The organism is Pseudoalteromonas sp. SG43-5, assembly GCF_014164345.1.
Lineage (GTDB): Bacteria > Pseudomonadota > Gammaproteobacteria > Enterobacterales > Alteromonadaceae > Pseudoalteromonas > Pseudoalteromonas distincta.
In genome coordinates this window covers 70,758-91,450 of the sequence record NZ_JACJFA010000005.1, presented here as the reverse complement: position 1 = coordinate 91,450, position 20,693 = coordinate 70,758, and the positions used below count along the sequence as shown (strand labels likewise).

The following is a 20,693-nucleotide window of genomic DNA, read 5'->3' as shown; positions in this document are numbered from 1 at the left end:
GAGTATGTTTCGTTTAATTATACCGTGTTTGGTATTACTATTATCAGCATGTACCACCAGCAGAGTTGCTGATGATATAGAGCTTAGCCCTTCAAAAACAGTGGCACTAATGCCGCTTGTTAATCATGCTCAAACACCGCTTGCCGGTGAGCGTGCTGAAGATATTTTAGCCAGCATTTGGCAACAAAATAAATTACCAACTCTAATACGTGCACCTCGCGTAAACAGCAAAGAGCTTCCACCACTGGATGATCAATACCGTTTAGACAATGCTATGCAATGGTTAAGCACTCAACAAGCTGACTATGTACTAACAGGCAGCATTGAAGAGTGGCGCTATAAAGCAGGCCTTGATGGCGAACCTGTTGTTGCACTTACATTATCACTCACTGTAAATGGACAAACCACACCAGTTTGGACAGGTACTATTGCTAAAAGTGGCTGGGGCCGCGATAGCATTGCAGCAACAGCACAAGATGTGATTGCCGATTTAATTTCTTATATAGAGGTTAGTGAGTGAAAACACATTTCCTTAGACCAAGAGACGTTCCTGAGCTACAAATATGGGCTGAGGTATTTATATTTACCGCGCTTGCTTTAGGGCTGCCTGTATTATTTAACGCACAGGACCCATTTTGGACTGAGGGAGGGTTTTCGTGGCCTGTACTTGGCCCACTTTTAGTTTCTTTACGCTATGGCTTTTCAAAAGGCTTTATTAGTATTTTATGTTTGCTTGTTGGCCAACTTTTTTTACTTCAAGCAAATATTTTATCACCGCAAAGCGACTTCAATATTAACGCTATGATTGGCTACATTATTGTAATTATGATCACAGGCGAATTTAGGGATGTGTGGGAGCGTACTAATCAACAGCAAAGTATTCAGCTTGAGTACGTAACAGATCGTCTTGAAACATTTACTCGTCAGTATCATTTAATTAATTCATCTCACGATAGAATTGAGCAAATGCTAGCTGGCCATACGTTAAGTTTACGTGAATCACTACAAGCAGTAAGAACCTCTATCGGGCTATTAAAAGAAAGAAGACTTGATAGCGCAGCGCAAAAAATAATCGACTTGTTTGTTGAGTACGGTTCGCTAGAAAGAGCGGGGTTATATAAAGTTGAAAACGACAGTGTTTTAGAACCACCACTTGCCTCTATAGGTAAGATGAGTCAAATAGCTAAAAACGATCCTCTTATATTAGCGATGATCGAAGAAAAAGAATTAGTATCGGTAAAAGACGAAAAAGCATCATCGGGTATAAGTAAATACCATATGGCAATCCCACTTATCGACGTAAACAATACTATTTACGGCGCTATTTTGGTTGAAAGAATACAATTTTTTGCGCTTAAAAATACAACTCTAACATTACTTGCTGTAATGGCTGGGCATATTGGCGACCTACTGCGCCATGAAATAACAAACCCAGTAATGACTTATGAAGAGTATCCATACTTTATTCGCCAAGTTAAACGTGCGAATAAAGAAGCAAAACGATACAACATTCCATCGCAGCTACTAAAAATAAAAGCTAATAATATTACTGATAAATCCACTCAACTTATGAGTTATTTAAGTGAAGCCCGTCGTGGTTTAGACATTTATTTGTACGATAATCAAAATCAGGTATTACTGCTATTGATGCCATTAGCTGATGAACTTGAAAAAGCAGGGTTTATCGCCCGAATGAACACTTGGTGTAAAGAGCGCACTGGTAGCACTTTAGCTGAGCTTGATATTGTTATTGAGCAGCAACTTGCACTACCTATAAGCTCAGATGACATAAAGAGATTGGTTTCACTTTCATGATTATAATTATTGTAGCGGCTATATTAGGGTGTATTTGTCAGTACTTTGCACTAATAGAAGTACTGGAAACACCTAATTGGTTTTTAGCTATATTATTGCATGCTATCGCTAGTATCTTTTTTGCTATTGTTAGTTATGTTTTTATACCTAAAAAATACAAAACGACTCCTTATAGCTCTTTGCTACTCATGTTTTTATTATTGTTTACATTACCAGTACTTGGAATTATAGGTGTTGTAGTAGCGCTTACGTTTGCTCTTTGTAAACCTCTCAAGAATGACGAGATAGAAATAGAGGAGCATAAAATACCTGAGCTTCCTTTTGAAGCCAGAGCAATATCAGCAAATCCAACCTATTCAATTGGCGGACTTAAAGCAATTTTGAAGCACGCTAATGAGCCAAATAAGCGTTTAAGTGCTGTAATGGCGGCTCGTCACATGAGTGACTCACAAGCTATTCCTATTTTAAAGCTAGCACTTAAAGATTTAGAAGATGATATTCGACTACTCGCCTACTCAACCCTTGATGGTAAAGAAACCAAACTTAACGAAAAAATCAGTTTGTATCAGCAAGAAATAGCAGTTACAACTAAGCAGCCAAAATTGAGTCATTTACAAAAACAGCTAGCCGAACTTTATTGGGAACTGAGCTATTTAGGCTTAGCCCAAGGCGCACTGCGTAAATACGTTTTAGAAAAAGCAGAAGCACTTGCATTGCAAAGTATTGAGCACGTAAAAACACCTGCAACTTTTATATTTTTAGGGCGCATATCTTTAGCCTTAGACAAATACGAAATAGCCCATGAGTATCTACTTAAAGCAACTGAGTTTGGTATGGCAAGGCGCCATGTATTGCCTTATAAAGCCGAAGTTGCCTTTTGTATGAACAAGTTTGACGACTGTAAACGCTACTTAAAAGAACTCCCAGAACAACCTAAGGGCAGTGAATTACGTCATTTGCAGGAGTATTGGCATGAGTAATAAAAATGCAGACATTTTACTGCTTTTAGAAGGCACTTACCCTTATGTACGTGGTGGCGTATCTAGCTGGGTTCATCAAATAATTGAAGGGTTACCTCATTATAACTTTGAGCTTGTTTTTATAGGTGGAGCACCAGAGCATTATGGCGAGATTCAATATACTTTGCCTAAAAATGTTACAAAGCTGCATGTACATTATTTAGTGGAAAATGACACTTCTGAAATAAAAGCCAAGCATGGCGTTAAATATAAAAAAGAACTCTTTGATTTTTGGCAGCAGCTACAAAATTATTTTAGAGATTGTGATGAGCCCATCCCAACTGAGTTATTAAAGTTTGCATTTGAGACTTTGGCTAAAAAAGACGGTATTAACGAAGCCGACTTTTTATATAGTGAATCATCGTGGCAAGTACTCACCAATTACTATTCAACTTTTTGTGATGAATCCTCTTTTATTGACTTTTTTTGGTCATACCGCAATTTATATAAACCGCTATTTAAAATAGCCGAAATTGCACGTGGACTTCCAAAGGTTAAACTTATTCACTCAATATCTACTGGGTATGCTGGTATTTTAGGATCTGGTGCCAGTGTAATAAGCGATACTCCCTTTTTGTTGACCGAGCATGGTATTTACACCAAAGAGAGAAAAATAGATCTTATTCAAGCCAGTTGGATCAAAGAGTCTGAGCAAAGCCTAGGTAAAAACTTAAATACCGAAATGGGCTTTATTCGCCGTATGTGGATCAGCTTTTTTGAGCAAATCGGCCGAACAACATACCAAGAAGCAGATAAGGTCATTTCGCTATACGGCGGTAACAGGCAGCGCCAAATAAAGGATGGTGCAGCGCCAGAAAAAGCATTTGTTGTACCTAATGGAATTAAAACAGTGCGCTTTATTGAAGCGCTTGAGCAGCGTCCAAAACAGATACCACCAGTTGTTGGATTAATTGGACGTGTAGTGCCTATAAAAGATATTAAAACCTTTATACGTGCGATTAAAGAGGCGCAATCGATGCTGCCTGAAGTAGAAGGCTGGATCATCGGCCCTTATGAAGAAGATCCGCAATATTACAAAGAGTGTGAACTACTTGTAGGCAGTCTTGATTTACAAAGCAGTGTAAAGTTTTTAGGTATGCAAGATATTACCAAAATTTTGCCTAAGCTCGGAATTGTAGCTTTAACCTCGATTTCCGAAGCGCAGCCTTTAGTACTTTTAGAAGCAATGGCGGCCGGTGTGCCTGTACTTGCTAGTGATGTTGGCTCGTGCCGCGAAATAATCGAAGGCGGAACTGATGAAGATAAAGCATTAGGTAAAGCCGGTGAAGTTGTCTCAATTGCTTCACCTAGCGAAACAGCACAACAAATATCAAACATGCTAACAAATGAGCAAGTTTGGCTTGAGTATCAAAAAAGTGGTTTAGACCGCGTACAAGAATTTTATGACGAGAGCCACATGTTTGCCCGTTACGATAAACTTTATAAGGATACAATGGCATGGCCGGAATAGGTTTTGAGATACGAAAAATTCTCAAAAAAAATACCCTGCTCTCAGTTTTTGAAGCATACGGCTACGCGGGCTTAATAGGCTCAGGCCCTTGGCTGCTCTCTATTGTAGCGTTAATGCTAATTGGTATTTTAAGTTTAGGCGTTGTATTACCCAAAGTACTTATTATTCAGTTTTTAACGCTTGTTACCTACATGATGGCAGCTTCACTTATTTTAACGGGTGGCTTGCAGTTATTATTAACTCGATTTATTGCCGATTTATTTTTTCAAAAAGAAGAGGCAAAGGTACTGCCTAATTTACTTGGTGCGCAACTTATAACAACAATAGCCGCGCTATTGGTAGGCTTGGCTGTATGGCCTATGCTCCCTATACCTGTTGTTACTAAGATTATAATTTTAGGTGCCTTTGTAAGCTTATGTAATCAGTGGCTTGGCGCTATTTTTCTATCAGGTATGAAAGAATACCGGTTAATTTTAATAACTATGCTAAGTGGTTACGCCTTTATGGTATTGCTTGCATATTTATTAAGAGACTGGCAGTTAGACGGCTTATTTTTTGCGTTTTTTGCAGGCGAAGCTCTGCTCTTTTTTAGCTTTTTGTTTATGATTATTCGCCGCTACCCAGGTGAAAAACTTATAAGCTTTGACTTTTTAAGCAATAAAAAAGTGTATTACAGCCTATTCTTTTGTGGTCTGTTTTATAACATTGGTGTGTGGGCTGATAAAATCATTTTTTGGTATTCACCAAGCACATCAATTCAAATTATTGGCACGTTACGAGCCAGCCCAATTTACGACTTGCCTATATTTTTAGCCTATTTGTCTATTATTCCCGGTATGGCAGTATTTTTAGTAAAAATGGAAACCGACTTTGTAGAAGAATACGACCGTTTTTACACAGCTATTCGAGAGGGTTCATCGTTAGAAGAGATTTACTATTTAAAAGATAATATGATCCAAACTGCACGTGCCGGTTTATACGATATATTTAAAATTCAAGGTATTACCGTAGCGTGCTTATTATTATGGGGCGAGCAAATACTTACCTTTATTGGTATTGATCCAAACTATAAAACGCTTTTATTTATTGATGTAGTTGGTGTGGGTGTACAAGTTATATTTTTGTCTATTTTAAATATTTTGTTTTATTTAGATAAACGCTCAACCGTCCTATTTTTAGCGGGGCTATTTTTGGTAATAAACGTTGTTTTAACTTTGCTATCAATCGCTTTTGGGCCGCAATTTTATGGTTACGGCTTTGCTCTCTCAACTATTGTTACCTCTGTTGTTGGGTTATTTTGGCTTTCTAAACAATTTGAAGATTTAGAATACGAAACGTTTATGCTGCAATAGCATAATATAAAGGCTGCTTATGCAGCCTTTATATTTAAAGCTTTTCGTACAAAATTAAAATAATTAATTATTGGAAAGCGGCTGATACACACCATGTTTATAGCTCATATAAGCGCCTCAGTTTAAAGCAAAAAAGACTAGCTCAGTAAATGTATAAAATGTTTATAAAACAAAGGGCTTATAAAAACCAAGCCACCCTACCTTGGCTTAGCTAATCTCTTGTACAATTAGACTTAACTAGTTTAGCTTTATGCTAAATGAGGTAGCCGTTGCCATTACTTACTCACCCATCGCGCTTTAAAGCCACGCGTATCAACATGTATAAATGCGCCTCTGTGCGACTTAGGCCCATAAATACCTAAACCACCTAGTAAACCTTTAAATGATTCACGTCTAGCTAACGACTCCACTATATCGGCGATCGCTTCAGCGTCACCAATTGAATGCTTACCGTCATTATTAATATCATCCATACGGTAGTTGCCATCGTTATCTATAAAAATATCGGCAGCATCACCAAATACATGTCGGCTAAGTTTTACATTGCCAATTGATTTGTTGTAGTACGGAGTTCTATAACCGCTCATAACCACCATATTACTAACCGGTATACCTTCTAAAATCAGTTCTTTGCGTATTTTTTCTAGTTTAAGTAACAACTTATTTTGTAAAAATAAATACTTTGGGTACTTACTTCGCTGCTTACTAACAAATTCCTTTAGTGAAAAGTGAGGTGATATTTTTACGCTTTCATTTTCAGGCGTTACCTTCACAAAGCCATCGGGCACTATGTAGTGTGAAGCGTCTTTAATCTGTGAAGGTTTAGGGTAGTGCCCAATGTGGTAATACTTGAGCTTTCCTCCTTCAACATTGTCTGCCGGTACTTTTACAAATACGTTGATTTTCATACGCTGTTTTTTATCGGGCGACTCAATAATTACCGTTGTTAAACCAGGCTCTTTGGGTGCTTGCCATTGCCAACGGTTGGTGTCTGTAAGCTTAGATTTCCCCTGAGTGTTAATTAGCGTGTAAGCATTTTTTGATTGCGCAAAAAGCACTTCAAACTCAACTTGCTCTTTGGGCATTACAAATACTGAAAACACCGAATATGGCATAACTATATCGTTAATTTTTAGGCTAAATTCTGCATCTTCAAAGTTGGCTTTGTTTTTTATATCAACTACCTGATGCGCAGGCTTTGTAGGCGCGGCAGCAAATACACTATTGCTAAATATAATTGTAAATATGGCGATAGAAATATAATGAATAAATTGCATAAACCCTCTCATTATTTATTTTTTAATAAAGCGGCAATCACCGACTGTTCATCATTTTTTAATAGTGCTTTTTTATCGCGTTGATATATGTCATCTCTAAAGTTAACCAGCTTATTTTCGTCAACCCATGCAGTCCAATAAACTAAATGAATAGGAAGAGGCTCATCTAAATAAAACGTCTGAGTACTGTTTTGAGCAAGTGCGCTGTCCATATTATTGAGTGTTTGCGCTTCTCCTTCGTACTTAATAATTTCACGCGCTAACGAAAAAGGCTTTTCTATTCTTATACAGCCATGCGATAAGGCTCGGTTTGCTTGGCTAAAGCGGTGCTTTGCTGGCGTATCGTGAACATAAATTGCTTCGGCATTGGGGAATAAATACTTAACTTCCCCTAGGGGGTTTTCTTCACCAGCACGTTTTACTAAAAAGTGATCAAATTGGTACGGCTTAATAGAGTCCCAATCAATATTGCTTGGATTAACAGTTTGTGAGTCTAGGTAGCTGTTTTTTCTAATTTCAATATTATTTTTTACAAGATAGTCAGGGTCCTCGGCTACCTTTGGAGCAATTTCTTTGGTGGCAATTGAGGTGGGTATACGCCATTCAGGATTAACTACAAACTTTTCTATTTCGTCGCTAAATGCAGGTGTTTCCCAACTTGGTTTACCTACAATTACGTTATTTTTTAATTTTACATCGCCCGCTTTTACAAATCGTAAGCTGTATTCAGGAATATTTACATACACATACTGCTCATCACTTGCGCCTGCAAAGTTAGTTATTCTATAAAAGTTAAGTTTTAATTTATCGAGTTTTTGCTGTGCGGGCACATTAAGCGATGCAAAAGTACGCTTACCCACTCGGCCATCAACTTTTAAACCATGGCGGGTTTGAAATTGCTTAACAGCTTGCTCTATATCTTTATCAAACGTGCATATAGCTTCGTCGCAAACGTTAATTTTTAAGTCACGCTCTTGGTATAAACGCTGTGCAAGTAAGCTCACTTGTTTATTATTACTGCCTAGTTCAAGCAATTCATCGTTATATAAGTGTGTAAAACCACCTTTGTTAACTATTTCTTGATACCAATTAATGGCTTTTTCTGTACGTTCAATTAACTGCGCTGAATATTGGTCAAAGTAGTAGGTGTCATCTGCTTGCACGTACTTTTGTGAGTTGTAAGTAGTTAGTGAAGAGTTAGCGAGTACCACACTTTCAAGCTCATTGGCAGCGAGTGTTGGTGCTGAGCATAAGCCGCTCATGCCAATAAACAATGCAGTTTTTAAAGTAAAACCCTTTGCTTTAGTAAGCGCTTGATTTGAAAATGACCCCTTCACTGTGTACCTCCTCGCTAAATATCGTTGATAAATGCTTATGTACTTACCACTAAGTAGTACACTGGAGGTGCAACGGTAATGCCAAATTAAAGTTTCAAAATAAACAATTGAAATTTAATGACTTTTTAAAAAATCTTATTCTAAACGTTAATAAATTAAACTAGAGAATATGTAATTACTATGCTCAAGTGTGTAAAGTTGCTATGGCAATTAATCTTTTAAAAAAGCTAAAAAACCACGTTCATAACGACTCAAGTACTTTGTTTTTCGTGGTAATGAAAGAGACTCTCTCCACGCAGTTTGAGTATCTTCATCTTCTTTACACAGCGTAATTAAATCGGGATGCACATAAGATTTGCGTGCTATAGCGGGAGTATTACCAAGTTGCTCAGATACGCTATCAAGCATGTTTTTTAAACTAAGCGCCCCTTTAGCTTTAGCTAATTGTTTGAATGCAATAACGCTTGCTCGCCAAGTTCTAAAGTGTTTTGCACTAAACTCCTCGCCCATTATTTGCTGAATATATTGGTTTATTTCACTTGATGTAACATTTGTGCGCTCACCTTCATTTATATACTGAAATAAATGCTGCCCGGGTAAATCTTGTAAGTCTTTTATAACATGGCTAAGCACCCTGTCGGTTATATTTACTTCACGTTCTTTACCTGATTTGGCACGATATTTTAGCTGAATATTTTTGCCCGTGAGTTGTGCATGGCGTGTTCGTAATGTTGTCGCACCAAAACTTTTATTTTGCTTTACGTTACGCTCGTTACCTACCCTCAGCGCACCTAAATCCATAAGTCTTACAACTGCTGCTAAAGTGCGTTCAATATTAAGCTCATCGCCTTGTAAGTCTGTTTCTAAACGCGCTCTTAACAAAGGGAGTTTATTACCAAATACTCCACATGCTTGGTATTTTTTTGCTTCTTGTTGCGCCCTAAATTCAGGATGGTAACGGTATTGCTTTCGCCCCTTACTATCAAATCCTGTCGCTAAAATATGTCCGTTTTCTTCTGGGCAAAACCAAGCGTTTTTATAGGCAGGCGGAAATGCCAATCCATTCAAACGATCAATCACATTTTGCTCTTTTATTTGCTTACCGATTGGATCAAAGTAAAGCCAACTTTTCTGTTTAAGTTTACGAGTGATCCCTGGTAAATTATCGTCTACATAAATTAGCTTCATTAACCCTCCAGTTATATTTAAGCATGCGTCGGAATACAAAATGTATCACTTTAAAATAACCTTAAACTGAACAAGATTATTGATATATAATAAAAAACCAACAACAATTATAAATACTTAATATATATTAATAATTCTATTTAGGTTTTCGTAAAAGTAGGTCGAACTTACGCGCCAGCAACAAGCCTATTACGATTAAACTCGATGCACTTAGCGCTAAAAAAAGCTACTTGAGATAGATTTATTACCCTAAGTTCAGATTAATTACACTTTGTCCCCCGCAATTGGGGTGCTGTTTAAATGGAGAATTCAATGGCTTTTGATTATGGATCGATTGATCTTGGACTAAAAAACCCCTTCAAACTGGAAGGTAAAGTAACAGCATTAAGAGGACTCATTGAGTCTATAGCAGGTATTAGTTTACTTGTTATTGCTGCGGGCTCTGTGAAAGAAGATACAACCGCGGGTTGGATTTTAATGGTGTTTGGCATGCTTATTTTAGCATTCGGCATTCGCTCACTATCGGCAGGTATTTACGCAACACTTAAATACTTTGTAGGTAGAAACCACCCAACTTCACTTGCTTATAACTACAGTAAATCGCAAGCATCAACCGCTCAAGAAGAACAAAAAGAAGTAGCCTACACAGCGCAATCACTTGAAGAAATGCTGGTTGGTCGTAAAAACAGTACATTTAAAGAGCCTAATGGTTTTTTATCACGCTTACTTCACAGCTTAATCCCTAAGTTATTGTTTCTACCATATCCTATTCGAAATGTTGCCCAGCGATTATTTGGCTCATGGGTAAGCACCTTTGTCGCCCTTATTGCTTATGGCCTTGTTGCATTTGTATCTTTGTCGGGCTTTACCGGTGAAGCTGGGGAATTAGCATTTCCGGTCTATAGTGCAATATTAATGTTTTACGTGCTTTTTTCGTGGCGCTCTACAGGTAAACCTATCTCTCGAAATGCAGAAAAGAATATTGAAGCACTTGGTACTGGTGCACTCGCTAAAATTATTTCTTTATCTTTTATTTTACCCATCGCTATTGGTCTTTCTATGTCATGGTTGATGAAAGAGCAGCACATTAGTAAACAAGAAATAGATAACTGGCTTGAGCAACTGCCTAGTCTTCATGCTGGAATGTACTTAATTGCAATTATTGTATTAGCAACTCTAAGCTGTGCGCTTGCTTTTATCATGATTAAAGCGCGTTTAAATTCAGTTACCCCTTCAGCTGAAGTATCTGAACTACGTGAAAACTGGCAAGAGTCTGTTCATCCAGACGAGATTTTCATAAACCTCGATAACCTAGTAATGGCTAATCGCCGTTATAAAGAAGTACCTAACAGAGTTTACAGAGAATTAGACCCTAAGCTTCAAGAACAAATAGAAGGTAAAGGCGGTTTTAAAGGTGAAATGATCCAAGAGATTCAGCCTAAACTGCACTCAATGGACTTAGGTAAAAACTTTACACTCGCGAGATTACTTGCTTTGGTGAGCGGTAACTTACTTTATATTGTAGCGTTAGCATTTACTGTACTTTTAGCGTATTCGTTTATTAATATTTACCATTACATTGATGCGGCAAATATTAATAGTTTTAAACAGGCATTTAATAACCAACATGTCATTCAATTTAGTGAGCTATTAATGACAAGCTTTCACTTATTGCTAATAGGCGTACTTATTAAAGCATTTGCGCAGTTACTTGCAAACACAGCGCATCTATTTTTTGCAGAAATGCAATTTGAGTCACTGCTTGTGTACTTTAAATGTGAAGGCACTTTTACTGAGTCTAAAATATCAACAGGTACTGGTATTCACGATAGCACCCGCTCAGAAAATACTTTAGTACGCAGTAGCATAACGCCTTGGATTATTGTTTCTCGTGTTATCTCTACTACGTTTGCTGCAACAGGTATGAAAAACCTTGAACATCCTCGCCACATTATGGAAATGCATAAAGACGAAGGACAATTACAAGCAATCAAAAAAGACGTTATTTCATTCTTAAAAGACCGCGAATCTATCGCCTCAATCACCAGTGAGCGTGATTTAGGTAATGCGTCACAAATACATCAACTAAACCAACAAACGCGCGCTATACCTACTCAGCAAGCGATAACGAAAGATGATGAAGAAGCTGCCGGGTATTTAAGACAAGAAGAAAACTTATCTCCCGAGCCCAAGGGTTAATTAACCTCAAACCTAGATAACTTTTATTAATGCCACCTTGTTAACTTAGGTGGCATTTTTTTTAACCTCTATTCAATACTTTTTAACTTTATTACCTCTTTTGCACTCAACAACATGATTAATATTGGATTAGTTCACAAAGCCCTTGCTTTATGTGCCAAAACACAAATAATGAAAGGATTAATTACAGGGTAAGAATGAGGACAATGAGCTATATACTAACCACCCAATGTGCTGATGATGTAGGCTTAATAGCTAAAATTACAGGGCTTTGCCATAAAAATAATTTAAACATTACGCGTAACAACGAATTTGTAGATAAAGACGCGCAGCGATTTTTTATGCGTACAGAGCTTACAGGTGAGCCACAAAGCGACTTTTTAGATCAATTACGCGCACTGTTGCCACAAGGCGCTAAACTTGCGCTACATTGCGGCGCAAAAACTAAAGTAGTTTTACTGGCAACTAAAGAAGCTCATTGTTTAGGTGGTATGCTGTTAAAGCAATTTGAACAAACTCTTAATATTGAAGTACTCGCTGTAATTGCTAACTATGCTGATTTAGAGCCGCTAGCTAAAGGGTTTGGTGTGCCATTTCATGTTGTATCGCACGAAGGGTTAACCCGTAGCGAACATGATAAAAAGGTAGGCGATTTAATTGCCAGTTACAATCCTGACATTATTGGTCTTGCTAAATACATGCGTATTTTAAGTCCTGAATTTGTGGGTCGATTTGAAGGTAAAATAATTAATATTCATCACTCATTTTTGCCAGCATTTATAGGGGCTAAACCTTATCATCAAGCATTTGAGCGCGGTGTAAAAATTATTGGTGCTACCGCTCACTTTGTTAATAATGAGCTTGATGAAGGGCCTATTATTTTGCAAGATGTAACCAGCGTTACACATGCTAATACCGCCGAAATGATGGCTAAAATGGGCAAAGATGTTGAAAAAACAGTGTTTTGTAAAGCACTTCAACTTGCCTCAGAGCATAAGCTATTTATTAATGGTAATAAAACCGTGGTGTTTTCTTAGCATTAATCCAACTGCTCAATTATTCTACATATAAAAAATGCCAGCATTGTTGCTGGCATTTTTTTATCATAAATAAGCTAATAACTTTTTAAATGTAAATTATGCCTGCTCTATTGGTTCGAGCTTTAATTTAGCGGCAATTAAAACGGCTTGGGTACGATTGTACACACCGAGTTTTCTAAATATGGCTGTAATGTGTGCTTTTACTGTCGCTTCTGATATGTGTAGTTCATAAGCAATTTGCTTATTAAGTAAACCTTCGTGCAGATATTGCAGCACTCGGTATTGTTGAGGCGTTAATGAGGCAACTTGCGCTGCTATTTCTCTATCTTCACCTTCAATTTCAGCTACTTTGTTTTTTAGCTCTTTTGGTAGCCATGTATCGCCTTCAAGTATTTGGTTAATTGCACTGGCAATATCATCAGACGATGATGATTTAGGAATAAAACCCATAGCGCCGTAACCCATTACTTTAGAAACGATATTCACGTCTTCACTACCCGAAACAACGGCAATAGGTAAGCTTGGGTATTCTTCTCTAATACGAATAAGACCATATAAATCACCATTACCTGGCATGTGAAGGTCTAGCAGTAATATATCAAGATCCTCTTGCTCGCTTAACACTTGCAGTGTGCTGTCAAAATCGGATGATTCAAAAACCTCTAAACCCTCAAATTTTGCGCTCAGTGCGCCCTTTAGTGCTTCACGAAATAACGGATGATCGTCCGCTATTAAAAACTGACTCATGGTTCACTCCTAATAAATTCGGCTGCCAGTTAGGTTTAAAACCTTTACTGACAGCCGATATACTACGTTTAGAATCAACTTGTAATCAAGTTTTTAACGCACATTTAACGATTTAATCTGTTCTCGATTAGTTCATCGACAACTGAAGGATCGGCAAGCGTTGACGTATCACCGAGTTGTTGGTGCTCATTTGCAGCGATTTTACGTAAAATACGACGCATAATCTTGCCTGAACGTGTTTTTGGCAAACCCGGTGACCATTGAATCATATCTGGAGATGCAATTGGGCTGAGCTCTTTACGAACCCAATTACGTACCTCTTTAGTTAATTCATCGCTTACAGTTACACCTTCGTTAGGCGTAATGTAAACATAAATACCTTGGCCTTTAATATCATGCGGGTAACCTACAACAGCAGCTTCTGCTACCGCTTCATGCGCAACTAACGCACTTTCAATTTCGGCAGTACCAAGGCGGTGCCCAGACACATTAAGTACATCGTCCACACGACCTGTGATCCAGTAATAACCATCTTCATCACGACGACAACCATCGCCTGTAAAGTAAACTCCTGGGTAGGCGCTAAAATAAGTTTGTTCAAAACGTTCATGGTCGCCATAAACAGTTCGAGCTTGCGATGGCCAACTATCTAAAATAACTAAATTACCATCTACGGCACCTTCGAGTGTATTACCTTCAGCATCAAATAATGCAGGCGCAATACCAAAAAATGGATGTGTTGCAGAACCTGGTTTTGTATCAGTAGCGCCCGGAAGTGGTGTGATCATAATGCCACCGGTTTCTGTTTGCCACCATGTATCAACAATCGGGCAATTAGATTTACCAATACTCTCGTAATACCATGTCCACGCTTCTGGATTTATTGGCTCACCTACTGAACCTAAAATACGTAAACTATCGCGATGTGACGAAGCTGTAGGCTCATCACCTTTAGCCATTAGTGCTCTAATTGCTGTAGGGGCGGTATATAAAATAGTAACACCGTGTTTATCAACTACTTCGCCCATACGCCCTGCAGTTGGATAAGTGGGGACTCCTTCAAATAAAACCTGAGTACAACCGTTTACTAATGGCCCGTACGCAATGTAACTGTGGCCTGTGATCCAACCTACATCGGCACTACACCAATACACATCATCTTCTTTTAAATCAAATACGTATTCATGTGTCATTGATGAGTAAACTAAGTAGCCACCTGTAGTATGTACAACACCTTTAGGCTGACCAGTAGAACCTGATGTATACAATATAAACAAAGGATCTTCAGCATTCATTGGCTCTGGCTCACACTGTGCCGGTAAGTCAGCAACTAGCTCGTGCCACCATATATCGTGCTCATTCCAATCAACTTCACCGCCTGTTAATTGATGCACAATAACGTGTTCAATTGTGGTTACAGTTTCTTGCGCTACCGCTTCATCTACATTTGCTTTTAATGGAACACAATTTCCTGCTCTGCGTCCCTCATCAGAAGTAATAACAACCTTAGCACCAGAATCTCTAATACGATCAGCAATAGCCGATGGTGAAAAACCACCAAATACAACAGAATGAATAGCACCAATACGTGCACAAGCTTGCATTGCATACACCGCTTGTGGGGTCATTGGCATATAAATAGCTACGCGGTCACCTTTTTGTACACCCAGTTTTTTTAAACCATTGGCAAATTTAGCCACTTCGTCATGAAGTTTTTGATAAGTAATGTTCTCACTTTGAGAAGGATCATCTCCTTCCCAAATAAGCGCAATTTTGTCTGCTTTCGTTTTTAAGTGGCGGTCAATACAGTTGTAAGACGCATTTAAATAGCCATCTTCATACCATTTAATACTGATGTGGCCTTTATCAAAAGAGGTGTTTTTAACTTTAGTGTAAGGAGTAGACCAATCGAGGCGTTTGCCATGCTCACGCCAAAAACTTTCTGGGTCATCAATAGATTGCTTATAAAGCGTATTATATTTATTTTTATCAATGAGAGTCGCATCTTTAATATGCGCAGGAACTGGATAGATACTTTGTGACATCTTCGTCTCCATTTAAATTACTTGCCTTAAGCTTTTATCAAGGATTACTCAGCAGTACTTTATTAAGTATTAGACCTTAGTTGTACTCTACTCCAATTTACTCATTTGTAGTTTATAATCCACCTGCTTTCAATTTTTTACATAAATAATACAACGCGTTAAATGTAAGTAAATGCAAACTAATCAACTCTAAAACCTTAGTCTTATAGACCAATAGATAATTGAGTAAATATTGCACATATTCAAAAGTGTTTGTGTACTTTAATAAAGATATTTGCGGTATTACTTGCCAAAGCTTTATTTAACGAATGAAAACAATATGTGTATTGAAAAGCCAAATTAACACCCTTTTTTATTCGTAAGTAATACTAGTAGCAAGTAATACAACCTTACATGAAAAAAAAAGCAACAAACAACAAGTAGCCTATAAAGGACACCACAATGAAATTTACCCCATTAAAAACATTAGCAGCAAGCGCTGTATTATGTGCACTATCAAGCACTGCTTATGCAGCGACTGCCGCAAAAATTGGTGATACGGAATTTACTTACGGTGGATACATTAAACTCGACTCTATGTGGAGTGATTATTCAGCGGGTGCGCCTGCAGGCTCAAACGTAGGTCGTGACTTTTACGTACCAAGTACGTTAACAGTTGGCGATGATAACAGCTCAGATGCTGTATTTGATATGCATGCTCGTGAGTCACGTTTTAACTTTGGCACAGCCACTGTTATGGATAACGGTAAAACCGTTAATACTAAAATTGAAATTGATTTTTTGGCCTCGGCTGCTGGCGGTAATGAGCGAGTTTCAAATTCTTACGCCCCGCGTATTCGCCATGCGTTTGTGACTTACGATGGTTGGTTATTTGGTCAAACATGGTCTAACTTCCAAAACGTGGGGGCGCTTGCTGAAACGCTTGATTTTGTAGGCCCTGCTGAGGGTACTGTGTTTGTGCGTCAATCGCAAATTAAATACACCACTGGCGCATGGTCGTTTTCATTAGAAAACCCAGAAAGTACAATTTCTACTACTAGCGGTATGGTAGTAACTGATGATGCATCATTGCCTGACTTTACAGCTCGTTACACACACAAAGCCGATTGGGGTAACATTGTGGTTGCAGCGCTTGCTCGCCAACTTACTTATAAAGTAGGCAGTGTTGATGCAGATGAAACTTCTTTTGGTATTAGTGCATCAGGTAAAATAAACCTTGGTGAAGACAACCTTAAATTTATGCTTACTCAAGGTAAAGGCTTAGGCCGTTACGTAGGCTTAAACGTTGCTCACGGTGCTGTACTTAATGGTGATGAACTAGATGCAATTGATTCGACTTCTGGTTTTGTTGCTTACCAGCACAAGTGGACAAGCCAATGGCGTTCAACGTTCTTATACTCATTCTTCTCTGCTGATAACAACACTGATTTATTAGCTATTTCTGGTGATCCGACTGAATCAAGCCAAAGCTATAGCGCTAACATTCTATACTCACCGGTTAAACGTCTAACTTTTGGTGCTGAGCTAAAGCATGCTGAGCGTGAAACTGAAAGCGGCGTTGATGGCGATTTAGACCGCTTACAGTTTTCTGTTAAATACTCTTTTTAATAGCTAAAAAGCTAACTACTTTAAAAAGCGGCCTAGGCCGCTTTTTTTATAAGCGAGATTGAGTTCTATATAATTCATCAATTCGTACCTAAAATCTTTATATGTGGCGCTAAAATCCAAAAAAATAGAATTATTATTGATAAAAACACCAAACACAATTGCAAATCGATATCATTTAGATTAAGTTACGCACTTCTTTTGAACTAACTGGAAAAACTTATGTCGTCCCCTCAAGTTTTGCGTTTATCTAAACTAAGCTTTGCTACTTCTTTAATTTTATCTGGTTATGCACTTGCTGATGAGGCAAATGTAAAATCTGAACCTCTCGAAAAAATTGCGGTATATGGTCAGCATCATAAAAACTACATTACTGAAGAAGCGCAATCGGCTACCAAACTAGGTTTAACAATTAAAGAAACACCACAATCAATCTCGGTAGTTTCACGCGCACTAATGGACGACTTTTCACTAGACGATATAAACTCAGTACTTGAAAGCACGCCAGGCGTAACAGTAGAGCAAATAGAAACAGATCGTACTTACTTTAAGGCCCGTGGTTTTGAAATTACGAACTTTCAAGTTGATGGCTTAGGGATCCCACAAAGCTCAGGCTCTATTCAAGGCAGTCTTGATACATCAATTTATGACCGTGTAGAGATAGTTCGCGGTGCTAATGGTTTAATGACTGGCGCTGGTAATCCTTCTGCAACTGTAAACATGGTTTTAAAAAAGCCAACTTATACAACACAGGCAAATGCATCAGCATCTTATGGCTCATGGAATAAAAAACGTTTAGATTTAGATGTATCTACGCCAATAAATGAAGACCACGCTGTACGCGCTGTATTTACAAAGCAAAAAGCTGACTCATATTTAGATCGCTACGAAACAGATAAAACCATTGTTTACTTAGCCTACGAAGGCAAATTAACAGACAACACATTATTAAGCGTTAACTACGTTAACCAACAAAAAGACGCAGATAGCCCGCTGTGGGGTGCACTACCTCTTTATTATACAGACGGAACAGCAACCGATTACGACGAATCAACCAGCACCGCTGCTGACTGGTCTTACTGGGATAACAGTGCTGAGCAAGTATATATAACACTTGAACAAAACTTATCGGCAACATGGGTAGCTAGAGCACGTTATGCTCACATCGAAAACGAACAAGACTCAGAGTTGTTCTACGTATACGGCACCCCTGATAAAGATACTGAACTTGGTTTAACAGGTTATGCTAGCCGTTATGATTACGAAGATAAGCATGACTTATTTGATTTATATGCCAGTGGTAAGTTTGATTTATTTGGCCAAGAGCACGACCTATCATTTGGTGTTAGCCAAGCTAAAATGGATTACAACGAGCAGTCTCTTTACGATTATACTACAGGCAATGGTTTTCCAGCTATGCCATCACTTAAAACGTGGGATGGTGTAGTACCAGAGGCAACACTTGCTGATGGCTTAAATGGTAGTGATATTACTAACGAGCAAAAATCAGCTTACATATCTACTCGCATTAGATTAAGTGAGCCTTTAAGTGTGCTCGCTGGTGTGCGTTATACCGATTGGAAAACAAAAGGGAGTGCTTACGGTGTTGAGCAAACAAGAAGCGACTCTGAAGTTATTCCTTATATTGGCACGGTGTACGACTTTAACGAGTCTCTATCAGCTTATGCAAGCTACACAGAAACATTTGTACCGCAAAAAGAGCTTGATATTAATGCCAACCAATTAGCTCCCGTAATAGGTAAAAGCAGTGAAGTTGGTATAAAAGCACAGTTACTTGATGACCAAATTTTCGTAACTTTTGCTTACTTCGATGCAAAGCAGGAAGGGCTTGCCATAGCTTTACCCGACTCACTACCTAGTGATACGCGTTATTATGCAGCAGATGGTATTAACAGCAACGGCTTTGAAGTTGAACTAAGTGGTCGAATAACAGATGATTTAAGCGCAAGTGTAAGTTTTAGTAACCTAAATATTGATGGTGATGATTTAGTTAAAGATTACACACCTGAAAACCAACTTAAAGTGGCCGCAACCTACCAAGTACCTTTAGTTGATGGTTTATCATTTGGTGCAAACTATCGCTGGCAGGATTCAACTAGCCGAGTTCAAGTCGAAGATGCAAATGGTATTGCAAGCGTCACTACTCACCAAGATGCATACGGGTTACTTGATTTAATGGCCACTTACGAAATTACAGATAACGTAGGAGTCACTTTCAATGTAAATAACACCACCGGTGAAAAATATTTGCACAGCCTGTACTGGGCACAAGGTTACTACGGTGCACCTCGTAACTACGCCCTATCTGTAAACTGGCAATTATAAATATATTTGATTAATTAAAGACTCTAGATTTTTTTAATTCAATAGAAAAAAACGACACATTTTTAATGTGTCGTTTTTATTTTATCTAACCTGATGTAAGTTTTTAATAACAAAAAAGCGCTAATCATTACTGATTAGCGCTTTTCAAAGCTCGGGTCAAATCAAGCTTAAAAACTCATTTGGGTGCAGTTTAAAGGTCTGGATCGTCGCCTAACTTATCTTCACCGTCTTCAGGTTCAATAGTTGCTTTTAGTAAAAGCATTTCGCGTAACTTACCTTCGATCTCATCTGCAATTTCTGGGTTTTCTTTCAAAAACTTAATTGAGTTAGATTTACCTTGGCCAACCTTGTTGCCACTGTAACTGTACCAAGCACCTGCTTTTTCAACAATTTTATGCTTAACACCTAAATCAATTAACTCGCCTTGCTTAGAAATACCTTCGCCATACATGATGATAAATTCAGCTTGTTTAAATGGCGGCGCTACTTTGTTTTTAACAATTTTAACGCGGGTTTCGTTACCAACAACTTCATCACCTTCTTTCACAGAACCAATACGACGAATATCAATACGTACCGATGCGTAAAACTTAAGTGCATTACCACCCGTTGTTGTTTCTGGGTTACCAAACATAACACCAATTTTCATACGGATTTGGTTAATGAAAATACATAACGTGTTAGAACGTTTAATATTACCAGTAAGCTTACGTAATGCTTGTGACATTAAACGTGCTTGTAAGCCCATGTGCGAGTCGCCCATGTCGCCTTCAATCTCAGCTTTTGGTGTAAGTGCAGCAACCGAGTCAATAATAACGACGTCTACTGCGCTTGAACGTACTAACATGTCACAAATTTCTAGTGCTTGCTCACCTGTATCAGGTTGAGATACAAAAAGGTCATCAATATTTACACCTAGTTTTTGTGCATATACAGGATCAAGAGCATGCTCAGCATCAATAAAGGCACATGTTTTACCTTCTTTTTGAGCTTCTGCGATAACTTGTAAAGTAAGCGTTGTTTTACCAGATGACTCAGGACCATACACTTCAACAATACGTCCCATAGGTAAGCCACCTATGCCTAAGGCAATATCAATACCTAGTGAACCTGTAGATACAGATTCAATGTTTAACGCTTTGTTGTCACCCAATTTCATAATTGAGCCTTTACCAAATTGACGTTCAATTTGTGATAGTGCTGCGTCTAACGCTTTTTGTTTGTTATCGTTCATTTTGTTCTCCAATCCAGC

Annotated in this window: 15 protein-coding genes; 9 read left to right on the top strand and 6 right to left on the bottom strand. The window is 38.2% G+C overall.

Features of this window, described 5'->3' with window-relative positions; translation table 11 throughout:
- Positions 1 to 4 precede the first annotated feature (4 nt).
- The 5 genes from H5161_RS07265 to pelG are packed head-to-tail and all read left to right on the top strand — an operon-like array spanning position 5 to position 5,657.
- Complete coding sequence (locus H5161_RS07265; RefSeq protein ID WP_002958938.1) at positions 5 to 520, top strand: hypothetical protein; 516 nt, start codon at positions 5 to 7, stop codon at positions 518 to 520.
- Positions 517 to 1,815 (top strand): PelD GGDEF domain-containing protein, encoded by a 1,299-nt coding sequence (locus H5161_RS07260; RefSeq protein ID WP_182712257.1) that lies wholly within the window; start codon positions 517 to 519, stop codon positions 1,813 to 1,815. The genes H5161_RS07265 and H5161_RS07260 overlap by 4 nt, the downstream gene beginning before the upstream one ends.
- Complete coding sequence (locus tag H5161_RS07255) at positions 1,812 to 2,795, top strand: protein PelE (protein WP_182769005.1); 984 nt, start codon at positions 1,812 to 1,814, stop codon at positions 2,793 to 2,795. Before H5161_RS07260 ends, H5161_RS07255 begins: the two co-directional genes overlap by 4 nt.
- Positions 2,788 to 4,305, top strand: a complete 1,518-nt coding sequence (pelF, locus tag H5161_RS07250; protein WP_182769004.1) for a GT4 family glycosyltransferase PelF — start codon at positions 2,788 to 2,790, stop codon at positions 4,303 to 4,305. Before H5161_RS07255 ends, pelF begins: the two co-directional genes overlap by 8 nt.
- Positions 4,293 to 5,657: an exopolysaccharide Pel transporter PelG gene (gene pelG / locus H5161_RS07245; RefSeq protein WP_024597305.1), complete on the top strand. Its 1,365-nt coding sequence runs from the start codon at positions 4,293 to 4,295 to the stop codon at positions 5,655 to 5,657. The genes pelF and pelG overlap by 13 nt, the downstream gene beginning before the upstream one ends.
- Positions 5,658 to 5,932: 275 nt before the next feature.
- Here pelG and H5161_RS07240 read toward each other — a convergent pair whose 3' ends face one another.
- The 3 genes from H5161_RS07240 to H5161_RS07230 all read right to left on the bottom strand — a co-directional run bounded on the left by H5161_RS07240 (position 5,933) and on the right by H5161_RS07230 (position 9,459).
- Positions 5,933 to 6,934, bottom strand: coding sequence for a D-Ala-D-Ala carboxypeptidase family metallohydrolase (locus H5161_RS07240; RefSeq protein WP_182769003.1), 1,002 nt, complete (start codon positions 6,932 to 6,934; stop codon positions 5,933 to 5,935).
- An 11-nt stretch (positions 6,935 to 6,945) separates the two neighbouring features.
- Complete coding sequence (locus tag H5161_RS07235; RefSeq protein WP_182769002.1) at positions 6,946 to 8,271, bottom strand: murein L,D-transpeptidase; 1,326 nt, start codon at positions 8,269 to 8,271, stop codon at positions 6,946 to 6,948.
- Positions 8,272 to 8,481: 210 nt separating this feature from the next.
- Positions 8,482 to 9,459, bottom strand: a complete 978-nt coding sequence (locus H5161_RS07230) for a DNA topoisomerase IB (protein ID WP_154903681.1) — start codon at positions 9,457 to 9,459, stop codon at positions 8,482 to 8,484.
- Between the two features lie 312 nt (positions 9,460 to 9,771).
- Between H5161_RS07230 and H5161_RS07225 the strand changes: the two genes are divergently transcribed.
- On the top strand, positions 9,772 to 11,658 hold the full coding sequence (locus H5161_RS07225; protein ID WP_182725105.1) for a hypothetical protein: 1,887 nt from the start codon (positions 9,772 to 9,774) through the stop codon (positions 11,656 to 11,658).
- A gap of 206 nt (positions 11,659 to 11,864) precedes the next feature.
- Positions 11,865 to 12,695, top strand: coding sequence for a formyltetrahydrofolate deformylase (gene purU, locus H5161_RS07220; protein WP_024597310.1), 831 nt, complete (start codon positions 11,865 to 11,867; stop codon positions 12,693 to 12,695).
- A 99-nt stretch (positions 12,696 to 12,794) separates the two neighbouring features.
- On the opposite strand, the gene H5161_RS07215 is transcribed toward purU, so the two are convergent.
- A complete protein-coding gene (locus tag H5161_RS07215; protein WP_002958948.1) occupies positions 12,795 to 13,445 on the bottom strand; it encodes a response regulator transcription factor in 651 nt (216 codons plus the stop codon).
- 104 nt (positions 13,446 to 13,549) lie between these two features.
- Positions 13,550 to 15,490: an acetate--CoA ligase gene (gene acs / locus H5161_RS07210; RefSeq protein WP_024597311.1), complete on the bottom strand. Its 1,941-nt coding sequence runs from the start codon at positions 15,488 to 15,490 to the stop codon at positions 13,550 to 13,552.
- Between the two features lie 441 nt (positions 15,491 to 15,931).
- On the opposite strand from acs, the gene H5161_RS07205 reads away from it, so the two are divergent.
- Together H5161_RS07205 and H5161_RS07200 are read left to right on the top strand one after the other, a co-directional pair.
- Entirely contained in the window at positions 15,932 to 17,098 is a 1,167-nt protein-coding gene (locus tag H5161_RS07205) for a DcaP family trimeric outer membrane transporter (RefSeq protein WP_024600614.1), read from the top strand.
- A gap of 219 nt (positions 17,099 to 17,317) precedes the next feature.
- A complete protein-coding gene (locus H5161_RS07200; protein WP_182769001.1) occupies positions 17,318 to 19,441 on the top strand; it encodes a TonB-dependent siderophore receptor in 2,124 nt (707 codons plus the stop codon).
- A gap of 190 nt (positions 19,442 to 19,631) precedes the next feature.
- On the opposite strand, the gene recA is transcribed toward H5161_RS07200, so the two are convergent.
- Complete coding sequence (gene recA, locus H5161_RS07195) at positions 19,632 to 20,675, bottom strand: recombinase RecA (RefSeq protein ID WP_002958952.1); 1,044 nt, start codon at positions 20,673 to 20,675, stop codon at positions 19,632 to 19,634.
- Positions 20,676 to 20,693 lie beyond the last annotated feature (18 nt).

Bases quoted from the DNA above. Each gene is read 5' to 3' on its own strand.
- H5161_RS07205 (WP_024600614.1), top strand. From the start codon at position 15,932: ATGAAATTTACCCCATTAAAAACATTAGCAGCAAGCGCTGTATTATGT.
- H5161_RS07200 (WP_182769001.1), top strand. From the start codon at position 17,318: ATGTCGTCCCCTCAAGTTTTGCGTTTATCTAAACTAAGCTTTGCTACT.
- acs (WP_024597311.1), bottom strand. From the start codon at position 15,490: ATGTCACAAAGTATCTATCCAGTTCCTGCGCATATTAAAGATGCGACT.
- H5161_RS07265 (WP_002958938.1), top strand. From the start codon at position 5: ATGTTTCGTTTAATTATACCGTGTTTGGTATTACTATTATCAGCATGT.
- pelG (WP_024597305.1), top strand. From the start codon at position 4,293: ATGGCCGGAATAGGTTTTGAGATACGAAAAATTCTCAAAAAAAATACC.
- H5161_RS07255 (WP_182769005.1), top strand. From the start codon at position 1,812: ATGATTATAATTATTGTAGCGGCTATATTAGGGTGTATTTGTCAGTAC.
- recA (WP_002958952.1), bottom strand. From the start codon at position 20,675: ATGAACGATAACAAACAAAAAGCGTTAGACGCAGCACTATCACAAATT.
- H5161_RS07230 (WP_154903681.1), bottom strand. From the start codon at position 9,459: ATGAAGCTAATTTATGTAGACGATAATTTACCAGGGATCACTCGTAAA.
- purU (WP_024597310.1), top strand. From the start codon at position 11,865: ATGAGCTATATACTAACCACCCAATGTGCTGATGATGTAGGCTTAATA.
- H5161_RS07225 (WP_182725105.1), top strand. From the start codon at position 9,772: ATGGCTTTTGATTATGGATCGATTGATCTTGGACTAAAAAACCCCTTC.
- H5161_RS07215 (WP_002958948.1), bottom strand. From the start codon at position 13,445: ATGAGTCAGTTTTTAATAGCGGACGATCATCCGTTATTTCGTGAAGCA.
- H5161_RS07240 (WP_182769003.1), bottom strand. From the start codon at position 6,934: ATGCAATTTATTCATTATATTTCTATCGCCATATTTACAATTATATTT.
- pelF (WP_182769004.1), top strand. From the start codon at position 2,788: ATGAGTAATAAAAATGCAGACATTTTACTGCTTTTAGAAGGCACTTAC.